General features: G+C 67.1%; 21 protein-coding genes and 1 other RNA gene. 7 read left to right on the plus strand and 15 right to left on the minus strand.

Annotated features, from left to right (window positions below; genetic code table 11):
* The first annotated feature begins 43 nt into the window (after positions 1–43).
* Together hemH and hemG are read left to right on the plus strand one after the other, a co-directional pair.
* Positions 44–1,096 (plus strand): ferrochelatase, encoded by a 1,053-nt coding sequence (hemH, locus tag Q0925_RS11580; RefSeq protein WP_299335669.1) that lies wholly within the window; start codon positions 44–46, stop codon positions 1,094–1,096.
* Positions 1,093–2,409, plus strand: a complete 1,317-nt coding sequence (hemG, locus tag Q0925_RS11585) for a protoporphyrinogen oxidase (protein WP_299335671.1) — start codon at positions 1,093–1,095, stop codon at positions 2,407–2,409. Before hemH ends, hemG begins: the two co-directional genes overlap by 4 nt.
* Here hemG and hemE read toward each other — a convergent pair.
* Together hemE and Q0925_RS11595 are read right to left on the minus strand one after the other, a co-directional pair.
* Positions 2,399–3,406 (minus strand): uroporphyrinogen decarboxylase, encoded by a 1,008-nt coding sequence (gene hemE / locus Q0925_RS11590; RefSeq protein WP_299335673.1) that lies wholly within the window; start codon positions 3,404–3,406, stop codon positions 2,399–2,401. The genes hemG and hemE overlap by 11 nt on opposite strands.
* 66 nt (positions 3,407–3,472) lie before the next feature.
* Entirely contained in the window at positions 3,473–3,826 is a 354-nt protein-coding gene (locus tag Q0925_RS11595; protein WP_299335675.1) for a winged helix-turn-helix transcriptional regulator, read from the minus strand.
* Between the two features lie 206 nt (positions 3,827–4,032).
* Between Q0925_RS11595 and Q0925_RS11600 the strand changes: the two genes are divergently transcribed.
* Together Q0925_RS11600 and Q0925_RS11605 are read left to right on the plus strand one after the other, a co-directional pair.
* Positions 4,033–4,449, plus strand: a complete 417-nt coding sequence (locus Q0925_RS11600) for a DoxX family protein (RefSeq protein ID WP_299335677.1) — start codon at positions 4,033–4,035, stop codon at positions 4,447–4,449.
* A 61-nt stretch (positions 4,450–4,510) separates the two neighbouring features.
* Complete coding sequence (locus Q0925_RS11605) at positions 4,511–5,614, plus strand: DoxX family protein (RefSeq protein ID WP_299335679.1); 1,104 nt, start codon at positions 4,511–4,513, stop codon at positions 5,612–5,614.
* 145 nt (positions 5,615–5,759) lie between these two features.
* Here Q0925_RS11605 and Q0925_RS11610 read toward each other — a convergent pair whose 3' ends face one another.
* Positions 5,760–6,356 (minus strand): 2Fe-2S iron-sulfur cluster-binding protein, encoded by a 597-nt coding sequence (locus Q0925_RS11610; protein WP_299335681.1) that lies wholly within the window; start codon positions 6,354–6,356, stop codon positions 5,760–5,762.
* A 117-nt stretch (positions 6,357–6,473) separates the two neighbouring features.
* Between Q0925_RS11610 and Q0925_RS11615 the strand changes: the two genes are divergently transcribed.
* A complete protein-coding gene (locus Q0925_RS11615; RefSeq protein ID WP_299335683.1) occupies positions 6,474–7,823 on the plus strand; it encodes a PQQ-dependent sugar dehydrogenase in 1,350 nt (449 codons plus the stop codon).
* Between the two features lie 8 nt (positions 7,824–7,831).
* Here Q0925_RS11615 and gnd read toward each other — a convergent pair whose 3' ends face one another.
* On the minus strand, positions 7,832–8,731 hold the full coding sequence (gene gnd / locus Q0925_RS11620; RefSeq protein ID WP_299335685.1) for a phosphogluconate dehydrogenase (NAD(+)-dependent, decarboxylating): 900 nt from the start codon (positions 8,729–8,731) through the stop codon (positions 7,832–7,834).
* Positions 8,732–8,819: 88 nt separating this feature from the next.
* Between gnd and Q0925_RS11625 the strand changes: the two genes are divergently transcribed.
* Positions 8,820–9,923, plus strand: a complete 1,104-nt coding sequence (locus tag Q0925_RS11625; protein WP_299335687.1) for an aminopeptidase — start codon at positions 8,820–8,822, stop codon at positions 9,921–9,923.
* Positions 9,924–10,280: 357 nt separating this feature from the next.
* Here Q0925_RS11625 and rnpB read toward each other — a convergent pair.
* An RNA gene (gene rnpB / locus Q0925_RS11630) (RNase P RNA component) lies at positions 10,281–10,704 on the minus strand.
* A gap of 134 nt (positions 10,705–10,838) precedes the next feature.
* Between rnpB and Q0925_RS11635 the strand changes: the two genes are divergently transcribed.
* Positions 10,839–11,441: a TIGR00296 family protein gene (locus Q0925_RS11635; protein WP_299335689.1), complete on the plus strand. Its 603-nt coding sequence runs from the start codon at positions 10,839–10,841 to the stop codon at positions 11,439–11,441.
* Here Q0925_RS11635 and Q0925_RS11640 read toward each other — a convergent pair.
* The 10 genes from Q0925_RS11640 to Q0925_RS11685 all read right to left on the minus strand — a co-directional run bounded on the left by Q0925_RS11640 (position 11,438) and on the right by Q0925_RS11685 (position 18,427).
* The gene (locus Q0925_RS11640; RefSeq protein WP_299335691.1) at positions 11,438–12,589 is read right to left on the minus strand and encodes a nicotinate phosphoribosyltransferase; all 1,152 of its coding nucleotides are present in this window, start codon (positions 12,587–12,589) and stop codon (positions 11,438–11,440) included. The genes Q0925_RS11635 and Q0925_RS11640 overlap by 4 nt on opposite strands.
* Positions 12,590–12,658: 69 nt before the next feature.
* Positions 12,659–13,570, minus strand: a complete 912-nt coding sequence (locus tag Q0925_RS11645; protein ID WP_299335693.1) for an Hvo_1808 family surface protein — start codon at positions 13,568–13,570, stop codon at positions 12,659–12,661.
* The gene (locus Q0925_RS11650; protein WP_299335695.1) at positions 13,571–14,104 is read right to left on the minus strand and encodes a hypothetical protein; all 534 of its coding nucleotides are present in this window, start codon (positions 14,102–14,104) and stop codon (positions 13,571–13,573) included.
* 73 nt (positions 14,105–14,177) lie between these two features.
* Complete coding sequence (locus Q0925_RS11655) at positions 14,178–15,815, minus strand: Hvo_1808 family surface protein (protein ID WP_299335697.1); 1,638 nt, start codon at positions 15,813–15,815, stop codon at positions 14,178–14,180.
* A 424-nt stretch (positions 15,816–16,239) separates the two neighbouring features.
* Positions 16,240–16,503 (minus strand): DUF3194 domain-containing protein, encoded by a 264-nt coding sequence (locus Q0925_RS11660; RefSeq protein WP_299335699.1) that lies wholly within the window; start codon positions 16,501–16,503, stop codon positions 16,240–16,242.
* 4 nt (positions 16,504–16,507) lie between these two features.
* Positions 16,508–16,897, minus strand: coding sequence for a prefoldin subunit beta (locus tag Q0925_RS11665; protein WP_299335701.1), 390 nt, complete (start codon positions 16,895–16,897; stop codon positions 16,508–16,510).
* Between the two features lie 48 nt (positions 16,898–16,945).
* Positions 16,946–17,242: a KEOPS complex subunit Pcc1 gene (locus tag Q0925_RS11670; protein WP_299335702.1), complete on the minus strand. Its 297-nt coding sequence runs from the start codon at positions 17,240–17,242 to the stop codon at positions 16,946–16,948.
* 7 nt (positions 17,243–17,249) lie between these two features.
* Positions 17,250–17,384 carry a DNA-directed RNA polymerase subunit P gene (locus tag Q0925_RS11675; RefSeq protein ID WP_092633386.1) on the minus strand — a complete coding sequence of 45 codons (135 nt, stop codon included), beginning with the start codon at positions 17,382–17,384 and terminating at the stop codon, positions 17,250–17,252.
* Positions 17,384–17,653, minus strand: coding sequence for a 50S ribosomal protein L37ae (locus Q0925_RS11680; RefSeq protein ID WP_299335703.1), 270 nt, complete (start codon positions 17,651–17,653; stop codon positions 17,384–17,386). Before Q0925_RS11680 ends, Q0925_RS11675 begins: the two co-directional genes overlap by 1 nt.
* Before the next feature lie 54 nt (positions 17,654–17,707).
* A complete protein-coding gene (locus Q0925_RS11685) occupies positions 17,708–18,427 on the minus strand; it encodes a DUF2103 domain-containing protein (RefSeq protein ID WP_299335705.1) in 720 nt (239 codons plus the stop codon).
* Positions 18,428–18,663 lie beyond the last annotated feature (236 nt).

Consider the following 18,663-nt stretch of genomic DNA (forward strand, 5'->3'; position numbering starts at 1 on the left):
ACGACCGACAGGTTTTGTACCGGCCTTCCCTTAGATAGGTTGTATGACAACCGGGATCGTTCTGCTCAACTTCGGTGAACCGTCGGACGGTCAAAGGGACGTCGTCCTCGACTATCTGGAGCGCATCTTCATGGCGAACATGTCCATCGAGGGTGAGTCGGGGATGCCAGAGGAGGCCGCTCGGGAGCGTGCGCGGGAACTGGCCAAGCGTCGCGCACCCGGTCTCATCGAGGAGTACGACGAGATCGGCGGCTCCCCACTGATCGACCACGCGACGACGCAGGCGACGATGCTCGCCGAGGAGGTTACCCGGCGAGGCTACGACGTCGAGGCGTACTACGGGATGCAGTACACCGAACCGTTCATCACGGATGCCGTCGAGGCCGCCCGCGAGGACGGCGTCGACCGGCTGATCGGCCTGCCCATCTACCCGTTGTGTGGGCCGTCGACGACCGTCCAGTCGTTGGACGAACTCGACGAGGCGCTCGAGGAGGTCGGGTGGGACGTGCCCGTCGAAGGCCTGACCGGTTGGCACAAGCATCCGACGTACAACCGCGTCCGCATCGACAACGTGCAGGGGTACCTCGACGACCACGACCTCACGCTCGGTGACGGCACCCGACTCGTCTTCTCCGCACACGGCACACCCCAGTACTACCTCGACGAGGGGAGCCGGTACGAACAGTACGTCGAGGAGTTCTGTGACGTGGTGGCGACGGCGCTCGACGCCGACGGCTACGAACTCGGCTACCAGAACCACGAGAACCGCGACGTCGAGTGGACCGAACCCGACGTGGAGGAGGTCATCGAGACGGTCGAGGCCGACCGCGTCGTCGTCGAACCGGTGAGTTTCATGCACGAACAAAGCGAGACGTTGTCGGAACTCGATATCGAGCTCCGGAAGGAAGCAGAGGAGCGGGGACTGGAGTTCCACCGCATCCCCGTTCCCTACGACGATGACCGGTTCGTCGGCGCGCTCGCGGATCTGGTCGAGCCGTTCGTGGCGGGCTACGATCCGGAGTACGCCGGGCTTCACCAGTGTGAGTGTCGGGATGTGCCGGGAACGATGTGCCTGAACGCGCCACACGAGGCATGACCGTCGGTATCGTCGGGGCGGGAATCACGGGGCTTGCGCTCACGCAGTACCTCCGGGAGCGTGGCGTCGACGCCGTCGCGTTCGAGGCGACGGCGGAGCCCGGTGGCGTTATCCGGTCGACGACGGTCGACGGACGGGTGGTCGAGCACGGCCCACAACGCACCCGGCTGACACCGGAAATCGAGTCGCTGATCGAGGCCTGTGGGATCGAGGCCAACGTCCGGACCGCCGACCCGGACCTCCCGTTGTACGTGTACGCCGATGGTCGGCTCCGGCAGGTGCCGTTCTCGCCTCGGGAGTTTCTGACGACCGACCTGCTGTCGACCCGGGGAAAGTTGCGGATGCTGGCCGAACCGCTGACCGAGGGGGCCAACGACGACGAGACGGCGGCCGCCTACTTCGTCCGGAAGTTCGGCAAAGAGGCCTACCACAACGTGATCGAGCCCCTGTTTGGCGGCATCTACGGCTCCGACCCCGCCGAGATGCCGGGGAAGTACGCCCTGCAAACGATCAGCCGGATGGAGCGGTCGGGGAGTCTCCTCCGGGCCGCCATCCGTCGACAGCTCGACGGCAAGGACCGCAAGCCGCCGGTGTCGTTCGACGACGGAATGGCCCAACTGCCACGCGCACTCTACGAACACAACGCCGACCGGGTGGAGTTGGAGACGCCGGTCGAGGGGATCGAGACCGCCGGCGACGGCTACCGTCTCGACACCGCGGCCGGCCCCCGAACGGTCGACCGCGTGGTTCTTACGCCACGGGCGGACGTGACCGCCGATCTCCTCTCTGGCGTTGCTCCCGAGAGCGCCGGTGCGCTCCGGCGACTCCGCTACAACCCACTTGCGTACGTCCACCTTGTCTCCGACACCGAGCCCGCGGGGTATGGGTATCAGGTCCGTCACGACGAGTCGCTACAAACCCTCGGCGTCACGTGGAACACCAGCCTGTTCGACCGCGACGGCGTCTACACCTGCTTTCTCGGTGGAATGGGCAACCCGGGACTGGTGGATCGGTCCGACGAGGAGATCGGTCGGATCGCCAAGACGGAGTTCGAGTCCGTACTGGGCGTGTCGGCCGAGGTCGTCAACATCACCCGGCACCGACGGGGGATCCCCGCATACGACGGGTCGTGGACGGCGATGGAGGCGGTTGACCTCCCCGAGGGGATCACGCTCGCGTCGAACTACACCGGACGGATGGGCGTTCCGGCGCGTGTCAGGGAAGGGAAGCGGCTCGCCGAGCGGTTCGCATCCGAGGCCGAAACCGAGACCGAACCCGACCGCGACCGAGTCGCTGCCGAGGCTACCGGCTGATCGACTTCGCCGTCTCGACAAAGGCCCGGACGGACTCGACGGGCGTGTCGCGGTGGACGCCGTGGCCGAGGTTGAGAATGTGGCCGCTCGGTCCGGCGGCGTCGATCACCTCGTTCGTCCGCTCGCGGACGAACTCGGGGGAGCCAAACAGATACTGCGGGTCGAGGTTGCCCTGCACCGGTCGGTCGCCGAGTTCCGCGCGTGCGTCGGCCATGTCGACGGTCCAGTCGAGGCCGACCACGTCGGCGCCGGTGCGGTCGAGGCTGTCGAGGCGGCCGGCCATGTTGCGGACGAAGATGATGGAGGGGACCGAAAGGTCTGAGAGGATTTCGCGGTGGAGCGGGAGGACGAACTCGCGGTAGTCGGTCGGCGAGAGCACGCCCGCGTACGTGTCGAACAGTTGGATCACGTCCGCGCCGTGGTCGGCCTGATACTCCAGATACTCCCGGACGACGTCGGCAAAGGCGGAAAGCAGCGTCCGGAACGCGTCCGGGTGGCGGGCGCGGAAACGCCGGACCGGACCGTGGTTTCGCGACGCGCCGCCGGCAACGGCGTATGACGCGAGCGTAAAGGGTCCACCGGCGAAACCGACGATGGCCGTCTGATCGCCCACCTCCGCGACGAGTTCATCAAGAAGGGAGCCGACGAAGCCGAGGTCGGACGCGACCGAGCCGCGGGGTCGGTCGGCGTCCTCGGGGTTCTCGACCGGGTTCTCGACGACCGGGCCGACGCCGCTCTCGACGTGATAGTCGAAGCCGAGGGGTTCGAGAACGGTCAGGATGTCCGAAAACATCACCAGCCCGTCGGGTTCGTACAGCTCCCACGGAAGGAGGGTGATGCGCTTTGCCACTTCCGGCGTCTCGATTGCCTCCCGGAAACTGTATTCGGACCGAATCTCGCGATACTCGGGGATGTGGCGGCCGGCCTGTCGCATCAGCCACACCGGCGGACGCTCGGTCCGTTCGCCCTGGGCCGCGCGGACGAGAAGGTTCGACATGGGCGAAGATTGGACCGAGGCCGGCTAAGTATGTCGCATCGGATGCGGCACGCGGCGCGGGCGGTGTCAGGCCGGCCGCTCGTCGACTGCCACCTCGGGGTCGGCGACCCACTCCCGCGCCCACTCATCGATGGCGTCGAACACCGGACAAAGCGACCGTCCCTTCTCTGTGAGCGAGTAGTACGTCGCCACCGGCGCATCCTCCTCGAGACGGCGGTCGACAAAGCCCATCTCCTGAAGGTCGTCGACGACACGGGAGAGCGTCCGCGAACTCGCGCCGGTCGAGCGCTTGAGTTCGTTGAACCGCTTCTCCTCGCCCTGCAGATCGTGGAGAACGGCCAGTCGCCACTGCGAGCCGATCTGTTCGAGCGAATCGATGATATAACACGTGTCGGCGTCGCCGCCGGCCTGGTCCGACATATCCGATCGACGCCGGCCGCCGGATTACCAGTTTCGATACGAACCAGGTGGCGGAAGGTTATTGTCCCGGTAACACCCGCGTCACCCGGTGACACGGGTGTCAGATAACGCATATATCGCCGCGGCCCGTAGGAACGGTCGATGATCGACGACAACGACAACGATAGCTCGCTTCGACCGACTGCACCGACGACAGGGGTGGTCGGATGATGTTCGACACCGCGGGCGGGGGTGTCGCCTTTCTGTTGGCTCGCGTGCTCTTCGGGGCAGTGTTCGCCTTCACCGGCTTGAACCACTTTATCGACGCCGAAGCGATGATCGGCTACGCACGGTCCAAAGGTATCCCCGCCGCGTCCCTTGGTGTTCCCATGTCCGGTGGCCTCCTGTTGTTCGGTGGGCTTGGCATCGCGCTCGGCGTCTACCCGACGGTCGCGGCCGGCGCACTCGTCGTCTTTCTGATCGTCGCCACGCCGACGATGCACGACTTCTGGAACGCGCCCGAGGAGCAGTATCAAAACGAGTTCAACAACTTTCTGAAAAATGTCGCGCTCCTCGGTAGTTCGCTCGCCTTTCTCGTTCTCGCAAGCGAGGTGTGGCCGCTGGCGGCGAACGTCGGTCTGTAGGGGCCGACCGAGCCTGCGCGGAGCCGAATTTTTAACCCAGATGTCCACGTACTGAGGGGGTATGAAGCTCGGCTGGCCCTATCGCGTCGCGGCGGGTGTTCTCGTGGGCACGCTGGTCGCATCGCGGCCGGTGGTCGCACACGTCGACTACGTCACCGACGGTCCGGGCGACTCGGTAGCTGTCGTCAAGTTCCTGTTGTCGGTTCTCTCGGAGCCGGTGAACCTCACGCTGCTCATCGCCGGCGGCGTCGGTGTGAGCGTCGCGACTGCCGGCTGGCTCCGCTACGGCGACCATCTCAAAGACGTGACGGTGATTCGGCGGACGCTCCAATCATACCGACCGTATCTCGGCTGGCTGTTGCGACTCGCAACCGGGCTTCCGCTCATGGGAGCGGGCTTCGGGGGCTACTTTTTCACCCCGAGCGTGCCGGTCGAGGCCCGCCTCGTCCAGGTCACGCTGGCTTTTCTCCTGTTGTTCGGGTTGGTGACGCGGCTCGCAGCGGCCGCGGGTCTCGTCATTTACGCCGTCGGGTTGGTGACGAATTTCCCGACGTTCCTGCTCGCCTCCGAATACATCGCCGGATTCCTCGGTATTCTCGTGGTTGGACCGGGGCAGCCAAGCGCCGACCTCCTGTTCCGTCGGCTGACTCTCACCGATGGGACGGTTATGAGTCGGTTTCGGGATGCTCCGACCGTGCCGGACCTCCTCGCGAAGGCCGGGGTGGAAAAGGAGATCGCACCCCTGCTCATCCGTGTCTTTCTCGGGCTCAACTTCGCCTATCTCGGGGTGACCGAAAAGTGGCTCGCCCCCGGGCAGGCACTCCAGGTCGTCGAAAAGTACGATCTCACGGCCGTCTTCCCCATTGCCCCCGAGATGTGGGTGTTCGGGGCAGGTCTCGGCGAACTCGTCGTCGGACTGTTTATTCTGACCGGCACGTTCACCCGGAGTGCCGCCGGAGCCGGGTTCGTCATTCTCACCACCACGCTCTTCGGGCTTCCGGATGACCCGGTGTTGGCACACGTCACCCTGTTCGGACTCACGTCGGCCCTGTTGATCACGGGAAGCGGCCCGTTCGCCATGGACCGGTCGGTGATCCCCGCGCTCCGTGCACGGTTCAGCGCCACAGGCCGTGTCGACGACGCCGCCGCCGCGCCAGGCGACTGAGTCGTGACCGGTGTTGCGCCTTCGACGGGGGGCGAGTACGACAGGGGCGCACACTCACGACGCCGTGTGCGGGGTCGTGATGTGAACTTCTGCACGACCGTGGCGACAACGTTGAGCGGTGAAAAACGGTGTAACGGCCGGAACGTCAGGGTGCCTCGCCGGTTTCGATGGTGAAGTCGGCTTTCGGGTACGCCACACAGGTCAGCGTGTAGCCGTCGTTGAGTTCGCCGTCGTCAAGCATCTGTTGGTCGTCGTGGACGACGTACTCCTCGCTGTTGTCGCCGGCGGTGATCTGGCCGGCACAGGAGACACACTGGCCCTGCCGGCAGGCGTAGGGCAGGTCTAGACCGTCGTCCTCGCCGGCTTCGAGAACGGTCTCGTTTTCCGCCACCTCGATCGTGTCACCCTCCTTGGCGTACTCGATTTCGAAGGTCTCGGCCTCGTCGTCGGGCACGTCCCACGGGCCGGACTCCTCGACGGCCTCGGCCTCACCTTCGAGTTCAGCCCCCTCCTCGCCGGTGACGGCGCCGGCGGCGACGGCCCCACCGCCACCGCCGCCGATGGCGCGGTTCATCGGTTCGGGGAAGCCCGTTTCGGGAACAGACTCCGCCCGGCGTTCGAGCACCTCCCCCGAGATATCGGTGGTGGGGGTCCAGCCCGTGCCCCTCGAAAGATGGAGGGTAACGGCGGTGAGCGTCAGTATCGCACCGACACTCAACCCGATCAGATTTACCTCAACCATGCGCGCCGATACGGAGCCGGGGGTTAAGGGGATTGTGATCCACACGGCTGTGGCAGACGGTTCCGCGGAAACCCATGCTATCGATAGAATTTTGTATTTTTTAGGCGTGCCGAAAGTATGCGCAGTGACGCGAACCGGACGGGCGAGTCGACCAGACGGTGGTATCTCCGTCGCCTCGGCGGGGCGCTCTCCGTGTCGGCGCTGGGGGGCTGTGCCGGGGAGAGCGTCGACCGGACCACGACGGCTGTCGGGGACGAACTGTACGACGCGTCGGTTGACCACGACGTGACGGCGTGGTCGGGGTACGATCCCACGTGGACACCGCCGACCGCGCCGCCGCCGGCCGACTACGACGTGGAAGTACTCATCGAGAACCTAACCATCCCGTGGGACATAGACATTGCCCCCTCGGGCGATGTGTTTCTTTCAGAGCGCGTCGGTCGGATCAGCAGGTACGAAAACGGCGTGTTACACCCCGTGGTAGAACCGGACGATCTGATCCCGACGGGGGCGGTAGCGCCGGGGTCGGACGACAGCCGGTGGTGGCTCCGCGGGGGTGAGGGAGGGCTACTCGGCATTGCCGTCCACCCGACGTATCCGGACCCGCCGCTGGTCTACGCGTACTACACCGTCGAGACGGGGTCAGGGCGTCGGAACCGCGTGGTCGCGTTCGACGGTCTGAGCGGCGACGGCCCGTGGCCCATCGTCGACGACATCCCGGCTCACACCTTCCACAACGGCGGTCGGTTGGAGTTCGGACCGGCGAACTATCTCTGGGTAACGGTCGGCGACGCCGATCCGGGCATCGAGACCCCCGAGCGGACCCGCGATCCGGCGTCGCTCGCCGGAAGCATCCTGCGGGTGACACCGACGGGCACTCCGCCGGCCGACCGGGGATGGGCCGGCGACGCACGGGTCCACACACACGGCCACCGGAACCCACAGGGTCTCGCGTGGCTCCCCGACGGAACGGCGCTCGCGACCGAACACGGTCCCGGCGTGGGCGACGAGGTAAGCGTGCTCCGGCAGAACGGAACGTACGGCTGGCCCGAGGTCCGCGCCGGCGACAACTTCGGCTTCTACGCCGGCACCGACCACGTCCCGCCGGTTGCGACGGCACCCGACTGGGCTCCCTCCGGGGCGACCTTCTACACCGGCGACGACGTGCCCGGACTGCGACACCGCCTGCTCGTCGGCGGCCTCCGGAGCCAGCGGGTCGTCGCGCTCACGTTGTCCCCCGACCCGCTCGGAGACGGCTACGACGAGTCCCACGACGCCGCCCACCTCGACGACGCCTACCGGACGGCGTCGACGCCGCTGTTCGAGGGGAGGTTCGGCCGACTCCGCACGCTCGAACAGGGTCCGGACGGTGAACTGTACGCCCTCACGTCGAACCGCGACGGCCGGGCGGGAGGGGGGTTCCCGACGGCACGTGACGACCGCCTCCTCCGGATCCGCCACGCCTGAGTCGTCCCCTACGCTCCATCACGCCGGGCGACCTCGTGTCGGCCGAAGCCGTAACGCAGACGATTGGCGAGCCGGCGCGAGAACCGCTCCCGCCGCGAGGCGAACCGCTCGGCGAGCGCCTGGTGGATCAACGGCACCGGCACCTCGCGTTCGAGGGCCTCCTGGACCGTCCACGTTCCCGTCGACCCGCCGGCGACGTTGTCGGCCACATCGCCCAGGTCGGCGCCCTCCTCGCGGAACGCCTCCTCACAGAGTTCTAGTAGCCACGACCGGATCACGGCCCCGTTGTTCCACGTTCGCGCGACCGTTTCGAGGTCGAGGTCGTACCGGCCCTCGTGGAGCAGTTCGAACCCCTCACCGTAGGCCTGCATCAGAGCGTACTCGACGCCGTTGTGGACCATCTTCACGTAGTGGCCCGACCCCGCCGGCCCCATGCGGTCGTGGCCGTCGGGGCCGGTGGCGACGGCATCGAAGGCGGGCCGCATCGTCTCGTAGGCGGCCTCCGGCCCGCCGATCATGAGCGAGAAGCCAAGCTCCGCCCCGGCGGGACCCCCACTCGTCCCGCAGTCGAGATACGCCGCGTCCGTCGAGTCGGCCCGCCGGACCGAGTCCTCGAAGTGGGAGTTGCCGCCGTCGACGATCACGTCCTCCTCGCCGAGGTGTGGGGCGAGGTCGTCGAGTGCGGCGTCGACCGCGTCGCCGGCGGGCACCATCAGCCAGATCCGTTTCGCCCCGCCGAGTCTGTCGGCGAGGTCGGACAGCGAGTCGGCCGGTCCCGCGCCCGCCTCGGCGACAGACGCCACCGCTGCCTCGTCGATGTCGAACGCTACCACGTCGTGACCGGCGTCGAGTACGCGGTCGACGACGATGCGTCCCATCCGTCCGAGTCCGACGACTCCGAGTTGCATACCGTGTGCTCCCGCGTGCCGGGAGGTAGTGGTTCCGGTTCGGCGCCCCGACCGCCGGGGTTTTGCGCCCCGGCGACCATCCCCCCGTATGGACGACCGCGTCCGCGCCCACGCCGAGACGCTCGTCGACTGGAGCGCCCGGGTCGACCCCGGAGACAACGTGGTGGTACGCGTCGCAGAGGGCGCACACGACCTCGCCGTCGCCGTCGCCGCCGTTCTCGGTGACCGGGAGGCGAACCTGCTCGCCACCTACGGCTCCGACGAGGTGTCGCGGGCGTACCTCCGCGCTCACGACGGCGAGTTCAGCCCGAACGACGCCGAACGGGCGTTGTACGAGGCCGCCGACGTCTACCTCTCGCTGGGCGGGGGGCGCAACACCGCGGCGACGGCCGACGTGCCGGGTGACGTCCGAAACGCGTCCGACCGCGCCCGGTCCGACGCCCGGGAGGCACGCATGGCGACCGACTGGGTGTCGACGGTCCACCCCACGCGCTCGCTCGCACAGGCCGCGGGGATGTCATACGAGGCCTACCGCGACTTCGTGTACGACGCCGTACTCCGGGATTGGGAGGAACTCGCGACGGAGATGGGCCAGCTGAAAGATATCCTTGACGCCGGAAGCGAGGTCCGGATCGTCGCCGAAGAAACGGGGACGGATCTCACGCTCGATATCGACGGGCGAACGGCGGTCAACAGCGCCGCAAGCGTCGCTTACGACTCCCACAACCTCCCCAGCGGCGAGGTGTTCACCGCGCCGGGAACCGTCGAGGGTGAAATCGGCTTCGACGTGCCGATCACCGTCCGTGGCCGTCGGCTCCGGGATGCCCGCCTCGTGTTCGAAGACGGTGCGGTCGTCGACCACGCCGCTGCGGAGGGTGAGGCGGCGCTCGGGGAACTGCTCAACACCGACGACGGAGCGCAACACGCCGGGGAACTCGGCGTCGGTATGAACCGCGGCATCACCCGACCGACCGACACCGTTCTCTTCGACGAGAAGATGGCGGGGACCGTCCACCTCGCGCTCGGCCGCGCCTACGACGCCTGCCTGCCCGACGGGGAAACCGGAAACGACAGCGCGATCCACGTCGACCTCATCGCCCGGACGGGCGAGGGATCACGGCTGACCGTCGACGACGAGACGATCCAGCGGGATGGCGTCTTTCGGTGGGAAAACGGGTTCGAACGGCCGTGACGACCGGTATCGCCCATGTGGATTCGCGGGCGTCAACCCAGAGAACATGGTCGCGGCGGTCCGTGCGACCGCCGCCCGCGCCGACCGCGTCGAGGCCGGCACCGTCGCCTGCGTCGACGGCACGCCGGTCGGTACGGCGCCGGGGCGATCCATACGTCGCTGTCGGCCGTCCGAAACGCGGATGTCGACACCGTCGACCGCACGGTCAACGTTTTGACGGGGCGGACGTGGCAGGCGGCGGTCGACGCGGTAGCGGCGGGCGCAGACAGGGTGGTCGCGGATCATCCGGGGCTGTCGGCGTGGGTGTCATGAACGAGACAAACCGGGAGACGCGGCGTGGTGGCCGGAAAGGAAAGTGGCTGAGAGGAGTAAGCCCCCTTCTGTTCGACCCGGCATTCGGCTGAGCGTCCGCCTCCGCGTCCGGACTACCTTGACGAGGCGGACTTGCACCGGTGGGGATTCGCCGTTCCATCCGTTCTCGGCCGTCATAGGACCCGGCTGGTCCCGTGAACGGGTCGCCGGGTCTCGGGAGACGCGTAGTGTCTCCCCGCTCGCGGCGTCTACCGCTCGCGTGTTCCGTGACCGTCGGTTACGCTTCCCTCGGTGGGTTAACTCCCGTCGCTTTCGCTCGGGTTCGCACACCTCATCGGTCGGGCCGAGTGGTCTCGTTTCTGTTCCAGAGCCAGCCGTCTCCGACTCCGGGCTTGCGCCCGGTCACCCGTCCGGACGGTGGGGGGACTTTCCTCGTGCCTGACGGCACGGGGGCCGGGCTCTCTCTGCCGATGCAAGCTACGCCTGACCGTCGAATAAGCCGTTCGGTCGACAAAGCGAACCGTGGATAGGTTGTGGATAATACATCACGGTTCTTTGCTCGGAAAGGAAGGGTTCAAGTCAGTCCGGAGCGTCGTACGCTGTATGTCCGAGGCGCAGACGGTACACCTTTCTTACGACGATGGAGCCCGGGCGGTCGAACTGGCTCGTGAAGCGGTGGAGGCGTACGTACTCCAGGGCCAGCGAGAACAGCCGGGAAGCATGCGCGATGCGTTTTATACGCGAACTGGGGCGTTCGTCCGGATCACCTCGACCCGAGGGCGGGGGCGACTCCGCGGCTGTGCCGGGGCCTACCGTAGCACCGACCAGCTCGGACACGCCATCGTCGACGCCGCCATCACGGCGGCCTCCGATGACTCCTGTGGTTCCGAGGTCGAACCGCCGGAGCTAGAGAGCCTCAACATCTCTATCTGCGTCGTCGGAAACCACGTTCTCACAAACGATCCGGCGTCGGACCTCGAACTCGGCACCCACGGCATCGCCGTCGATGCCGACGGCCAACACGCGTGGATGTATCCCACACTCCCGGTCGAAAACGACTGGAACGAGGAGCAGTTTCTCACACACGCCTGCCGGAAGGCCGGGCTTACCCCCCTCGCCTGGCAGGATGACGACACCATGATCACCCTGTTCGACGGACAGGTGTTCCGCGAACGCCCCGGCGGCGGTAGCGTCGAACAGCTTTAGTCCCCGCCAAAGCCCGTGGCCGACGCGTCGGCCAGTGCTCGTTCTGTCGCGGCATCCAGATCGAACTCCCGAACCACCTCACCGTCCCGGATCAACGCCTCCAGCAACGGCTCCGCCGCTGCCGGCCCCTCGCGGTCGGCCAAGCCGACATGGTGGCCGCCATCGGGCGTCCGGTACGCTTGTTTCGTCCCCGAGAGTTTCCCACGCTTTGCCGCCGGTTCTCCCTCGACCTCGACGATATCGAGTGCGAAATCCACGGGGTCGGCGTCCGAGACGTAGCCACCAACGCCGAAGCCGTCGGCCACGTCTCGGAGCGAGCGCAGGGCGTCGGGGCCGAGACCACCGCTTGCGAACACGTCCACGTCCTCGTGGCCGCGGGCATCGAGTTCCCACCGGATTTCGCGGATGATATGCCGGAGGTCCCCCCGGCGCGACCCCGTCGTGTCGATGCGGACGCTGTCGAGGTCGTCTCCCAACGTCTCGACGGCGCGCAACACCTCGCCGACCTCGTCGCCGTAGGTGTCACACAGCGCAACGCGGGGCACCTCCGGACCGACCGCCTCGTCGAACGCCCGCCACGCCGTTTCTTGCTTCCCACGGCCGAAACAGATCAACAACGCGTGGGGCATCGTCCCGCCGGCCTCGCGGCCGAGCACCTCGCCTGCGGCGACGTGTGAGAAGCCATCGAGCCCAGCGAGCAGTGCACTCCGCTCAACAACGGCCGCGATAGAAGGGTGGACGTGGCGCGCACCGAAGGAAAGCACCGTCGACTCGGGTGCGGCCCGGCGGGCCGCCAGAGCCGCCGTCGCCATCCCACTCGCGTGTGAAAGAAAGCCAAGCAGCGACGTCTCGAACCGGGCGAACTCCAGATACGGCCCCTCGATCCGGAGAACAGGCCCGCCGTCGAACAACTGCCCCTCACACATCGCGTCGACGTCAACACCGCGACCCGAAAGAAGGGCTGCGGCGTCTTTTACACCCGCAAGGAGTTCGAAGTCGCCGTCGGGGAACTGATCGGCCGTCACCTCGGCGACGACCCGCGGGTTTCGACCGGCGTGCCGGAGGGTCGTCTCCGTCCGGGTGAAGTACGCGTCGGTCGCCGTCCCCTCGCTGATCGCCTCGGGTCCGACGATATCGAACGGTGGCATCGCTTTGCCTTCGCCCCCGTGAGTGAAAAATCCGTCTGTTCGGTCGATGCTTTCGAAGAAGATTCCTCTTCAGTCTCCGTGAACCGACTCGAGGTCGGCGGCCGTCGGCGCGTTCGTCACCGTAACCGTCGTCCCCGAGCGCCGGACGCGGAAAGCATCGGCGTACGGTCCCGAAGGAACCACCAGCACGTCGCCCTCGCGGCGTTCGGCCCCCCAACGCTCCCGCAGGAGTTCGCGGTAGGCGATGGCGAAGGCGGCGGCGTCGCCCGTTGTCTCCCACTCGGTCCGGAAGACGTAGCCGTACTCACCCTCGGCGCTCCGGTAGGGGACGAGTCTGTCGCCGGCCCATCCAGTCGACGTTGTGTGGGTGTAGTTGTAGCGCCGGTAAGGCCGGGTCGGCCGCTGGAGGTGGAACGGCGCCACCCCGCCGTTTGCGTGGAGAAGCGCGAACACCGACGCTTCGCCCACGGTCGTCCCCGGTGGCGAGCGGTCGAACCGGCTCCAGTTCGCCGCCGACCTGTCCTCAACCCGGACGCGCTGGGCCGACCACTCGGGGTAGCGGTCGGGGTGGATCACCTGTGATGCCGTCGTCGGCGGGGCGTCATAGGCGGCGTTGACGGCCGCCCACCCGCCGCGTTCTCGGAGTCGGTGGATCAACGCCGGGCCGTCGCTGTATGGCTGGTAGGTCGCGACGTAGACGCCCATGTCGCCGTCGAGACCGGCTCCCGGACCGTCGTCGGGGCGGGGCAGACACGACCACGCCGCCTCACAGCGTTCCTCGTACCGCGCCGCGACGTAGCCCGCGTCGCCCTCGATCAGCGCCTGTCGCGCCAACCGCTCGTCGCGGGACCGGCTGGCGTTCCGGTCGAACCCGAACTGCTGGTCCTGCAGGGCGTGGACGAGTTCGTGGGCCAACGTCTGCCGGTCGAGCGTCGGGCGGTCGGCCTCGCTCACGGCCACGATGCGGTTCTCGCTCGGCACTTAGGATCCCTGTACGGACGCGCCGTAGAACGACTCGAAGACGCGCTCGACCGATCGATCCTCGCCGATCAACAGAAGCGCTTCCCACACCTGCTCGTCCCACGCCGTCGCCGTCACCTCCTCACCGGCGCGGTACGCCTCGCGGTCAACCACCTCAACCGGGACCGACGACCCGAACTCAAGGGCCCGAATCCGCTCAACCCGGGCCATCGTCCGCGCGGCGACTGCCGCCCGCTCGCTGTCGTTCAGGCCATCGCTCGCGTTTACGGGGAGCGGTTCGTCGTACCAGTAGCCCGCCTCCCAGCCCAGTCGATCAGTCTCCGGGTCCGTGAAGCCGTCGCGGTCCGGCGTGACCGTGGGTGGCGGCGTGCTCGTGGTGGGTGCCGGCGTCGTGGGCTCCACTCCCGTTGGCACCGGCGTCGATGTCGGCGTCGGCGTCTTCGGGGTGGTGTCGCCACCCGACGCCGGGCTTCCGCCACAGCCGGCGAGAACGACAAGAACCGTCAGCAGGAGCGTCAAGCGAGCGGAGCGCACGCTCCGGTCGTGGTCGTCGTGAAACAAAAAGGGTGCCGCCAGCCACCAACCGTCGGTCGTCGGTCGTCGGTCGTCAGTCGCGTCGGCGGAGCGCGACGAGTGCCGCAGCGACAAGAGCAATCACGGCCGTTAACGCGCCGAATCCGGGTGCTTCCAGCCCGGTCGAGCCGCCGTCACCACCGTCATCGGAGCCGGTGCCGGAGTCGTCGCCCTCACCGTCGTCAGTCGAGTCGGTTCCGTCGGTCGAGTCGGCTCCGTCTGCCCCGTCACCGTCCAGCTCGTCGGCGGCACTCGATCCGTCGGTGGGGGGCCGGATATCGGACACCGCTTCGGGTGTCGGCCCGTTGACAATGGTGACGCGCGTGCCGTCGCGGTCGATCCGGAAGGCGTCCTCGAACTCGCCGTCAGGGATGACGTACAGGCCGTTCTGTTGGGTCGCACCCTGTGCGTCGAGAATGGCGCGGTACGCCTCAACGAACTCGTCGGCGTCCTCCTCACTGTCCCACTCGGTGGTCCAGACGTAGCCGTGTTGGGCGTCGTCACCGCTGCCCTTCTGGTAGGGGAACACCCGGTCGTTCCCCCACCCGGCCGAGGGTTCGGCGTCGTAGTTGTATATGTCGAACGACCCCGAGGTCCGGGTCACGGACCGAACCGGGATGGTGTCGGCTCTGGCCGTCCGCGCCTGATACCAGAACATCACGTACATCGATGCCTCGCCGACGGTGTCCGAGCCGTTTTCACCCTGATTGGGGAAGGTCTCCCAGCCGTTGCGGGCGCGGTCCTCGTACTCGATGGGCGTCGGTTCCTCGTCCGTCTGGTGGATGACCTGTTCGGTCGACTGAGGCGGCTCCTCGAACTCCGCGTCGATTGCGCTCCAGCCCTCCTCTTCGAGGCGCTGGTCGACGTACACCGGGCCATCGGAGTACGGTTGGAGGAGCGTCAGCAGGATACCGAGGTTCGGCGGCTCGTCGGCCGAGGAGTCGTCGCTCGGGGTCCCCACACACTCCCACTCGTCGCCACACCGCTCGGTGTACCGTTGCTGGATGTAGTTGGCCTCACCCTCCACAACACCGTCGACGGCGAGGTCAGCGTCCTGGGTTTCCGTGTCGGCGATGCGCTCGCCCAGCGCCCCGTTCTGGTCTTGGAGAGCGTGGACGAGTTCGTGCACCAACGTTGCGTTGTCGATGGTCGGGTTGTCGGGCGAGTCGGTGATGATCCGGATGCGGTCGTCGGCCGGCGCGTAGAAGCCCGCGGTCGTCTGTCCGGACGCACTCTGGAGGGCCTCGTTTGCCTCCCTGTCCTCACCGATGATAAACAGCGCCTCCCACACCTGATCGTTCCACGCGTCGAAGGAGGCGTTGCTTGAAGTGTTGCCCGACTGTCGTTGCTCGAACTCATCACGGGAGAGGATTTCTACGGGGACGTCGGACTCGAACTCCTTTTCGCGAATATACTCCACGCGCGCCATCGCACGGCTGACGTAGGCGTCTACTTCCTCGTCGGTCAGCCCGTCGGACTGGTCGACGTCGATCGATTCGTTGTGCCAGTAGCCACCTTCCCAGCCGATGACGTCCTCGCTCGGATCGGCACGCTGGGGTGTTATCTCCCCGTCGTCGCCGACGGCCGCCGGCCGCTCACCGACGGCGGCCGCAGGAACGACCGACGCGAGGATTATCAGTACCGCGAGACCAACGGATGCCCGCTTTCGCATACCCTCCATTAGAAAGCGGCACAGAAGTACCTTGCCCGCCCGTGAGTGTGGACACAGCCACGGCTTACCGTTCGGCGACCGCCGCGCTCGCACCCGGCGACGGCCTCGCTGCCGCCCGGTTCGGCCCGCTTCCGGGCGTGCCGTTCTCGAACCCGGGGTGAATCCCTGGGGTCGGTGGCAGCGTGAGCGGTCACGCCCCCCACGGCGGAGAACGAGACGCCGGCCGCCGTGTCGGCGTCGGTCCGGCCACCGTCGGCGACATCGGTCGTCGGCACGGCCGCGAACGCGGTGGCTGGGGTCGGAGAACCACACGGGTGTGTCTCACGTCGTGTGGCCAGTTCGTCCGGCTGTACGGTCCGTGGCGTATACGTGCAGCGGCGGTAGGCACCCTTTTATCCGGACACAACCGCAGATAGAGGGGGAATCACTCGTCGAATAAGTCGTCGACGGCATCACGTGCCGTCCGGGCGGCCTCGTCGGCCACCGTCTCCGGGTCTGCGTCCGTGTCTGCGGCGTCGTCGGGGACGTTCAGGTACACGTCGACCTCGAGAACACCCTCCTCGAACGTCACCGTCACGTCCAGATCGCGGACGGAGGACTGTCGGTAGTGTGCAAAGACGGTTCCCTCGGCCGCCTCGGCCGCCGTCCGTACAACCGTCTCGTCGTCCGGTTCGTCGGTGTCCGGCACGGCCTTACGCGCCGCCGGCGCCACCCGGTCCCATCGGACCGCCGCCGGCACCGCCCTGCAGCATCTGCTGGAGTTCCTGTTGGAGCGATTCGAACTGCTCGCGGACGCGCTCCTCTTGTTTGCTCAGTTGCTCGACACGAACCTCGAGATTTTCGACCTTTTCTTCGAGGTCCTCCTCGGCATCGTTGTACTCCGTTTCGACGAGAAGTTCGCCGACCTCGCGGTACATCGGCGTGTCCTCGTCGATGTCTCCGAGGGCGTCGAGCGCCGTTTTGGACTCGTTGAGCGCAGTTTCGGACTGCTGTTTCTGTGCGGCGACCTGTTGGGCGGTCTCCTGCAGATCCTGCAGTTCCTCAAGTTTCTCCTGGGCTTCCGGCGGCAGATTTCCTTGCATGAACAGATGGTGGTGTCCCGGAGTGAAAAAGCCCCGTATTCCGCGACGCTACCGGCCGGCGGCCGTGGCGACGGACTCCGCCACGGTGAGCAGTCGTTGCCAACTGTTCGTGCCGGCCCGCAGGGCAACGAGGTCGGCCGCGCCGATGCGCACGCGGACGGTATCGCGAGACGACGACCCGTCCGACGGGACTCGGTCGACCCGCGCCGCCGACCGGGGGTCGTCGACCTCGCCGGCCTCGGCGCGGACGCTGCGCTCGACGATCCGGGCGCGCCGAGCGGTGTCGTACTCGAAACGAAGGGAGAGGCGGTGTGGCGCGTCGTCGATCCCCGACTCATCGACCACGGACTGGCTACTCGACGTTAACTTCCTTGACCGTCGGGGCACGTTCCTTCAAAAGCACCCGATGGCCACAGTACGGGCATCGAACCCCGCCGTACTCGTCGAGTTCGACATCGCGCTTACACCGGGAACATTTGTAGCTCATTACTCGTCGTCGGTGGAAAGTGCCGCACGGATCGACCGTTTCACCGTCCGGCCACCGGGCGTCTCCGGCCGGTACGCACCGCCGGTGAACGTCTCGCCTGTCTCCTCGTTTTTCCAGACGCCCGTCCCGATTCGGGTGACGTCGTCGCCGTCGAGGGTGGCGTTCTGCATGTCGCTTTCGATTTCTTTGACCCGTCGGCGGGCGACGCGCCCGTAGCGCGCGCCAAATCGGCCCGCGCTCCCGGTACTGCGTGCCTTGTTCTCGGCCATAGTACCACGAAATACCGGGAGCGAACGGATAAACCCTGCGAGTCCGGGTCGAGGTTACTGCAGGTCGACGGCCGCGAGTTCCTCGTTCAGGTCGTCTCGGACTCGCTCGCCGGTTTCGCGGTCCATCGCCGTCGTAACGATGCGGTTCTCCTGGACGCTTGACCCGTCGCGCAGAAGAAGGCGGACGTTGCCGTTACCGTCGGCCCGCGTCACCTTCGCCCGCAAGCCGGACTGCGATCCCGTCCCACTGGCGTCGATCGGCCCGGGAACGATCTTTTTGACGTGCGGGTGGTTGGCGACCGTCGAGATGGCGCGACGGCCCTCACGGTCGCCGATCAGCGTCGTATGCCGCCCTCCGAGTTTCTCCTTAGGCGGCGTCTCGACCACCTCCAAGGCACGTTCGCCGCGCCGTTCTAGCACCACTGTTACGGGATCTTCACCCGCGACGCGGAAGAACTCGTACCGGGTCTCCCCACGCACCGCCCGGATGATCTCACGGTCGCCAGCCGAAAACACCGTCTCCGGGCGCTTTCGGCGGAGTTCGTCCGCGATCCGGCCGGCGAAATTACGCCGCTCCACGACACGGGGTTTCCCCTCGGGTTCCGGATGGGTGGTGATCGTCGTCTCGCCCACCGTCGCCTCCTCGTCAAGCATGGTCAGGTGGGCGCGGTCGGCGTCGATGTCGAGAACGACGGTGTCGCAGTTGGCGGTGTGACAGACCAAACAGTAGTCGCCCGGGCGATCGAGCGGGGATCCACACCGCCGACACTCCATGCCGGACGGAGACGATGACACCGGATAAGTCCATCCCTCGCGCCCGCAAACGGGCCGCTTGCCCACGTCCGAAGCCCCACCACCGTCCCGTTCTCCGGTAGAGCCGTCGTCGGAACCGTCGCTTCTTGTTACCGACGCTCGGTTTCGCGGTCGGTGTGTGGGCGGTCACGGGCGTGGCCGACCGCCTCACTCCCGAGACGGTCACCCTCTCCGACCGTGGTGCGCTCACGACCGTG

The organism is Haloplanus sp. (assembly GCF_028275055.1).
In the GTDB taxonomy this organism is placed as follows: Archaea; Halobacteriota; Halobacteria; order Halobacteriales; family Haloferacaceae; genus Haloplanus.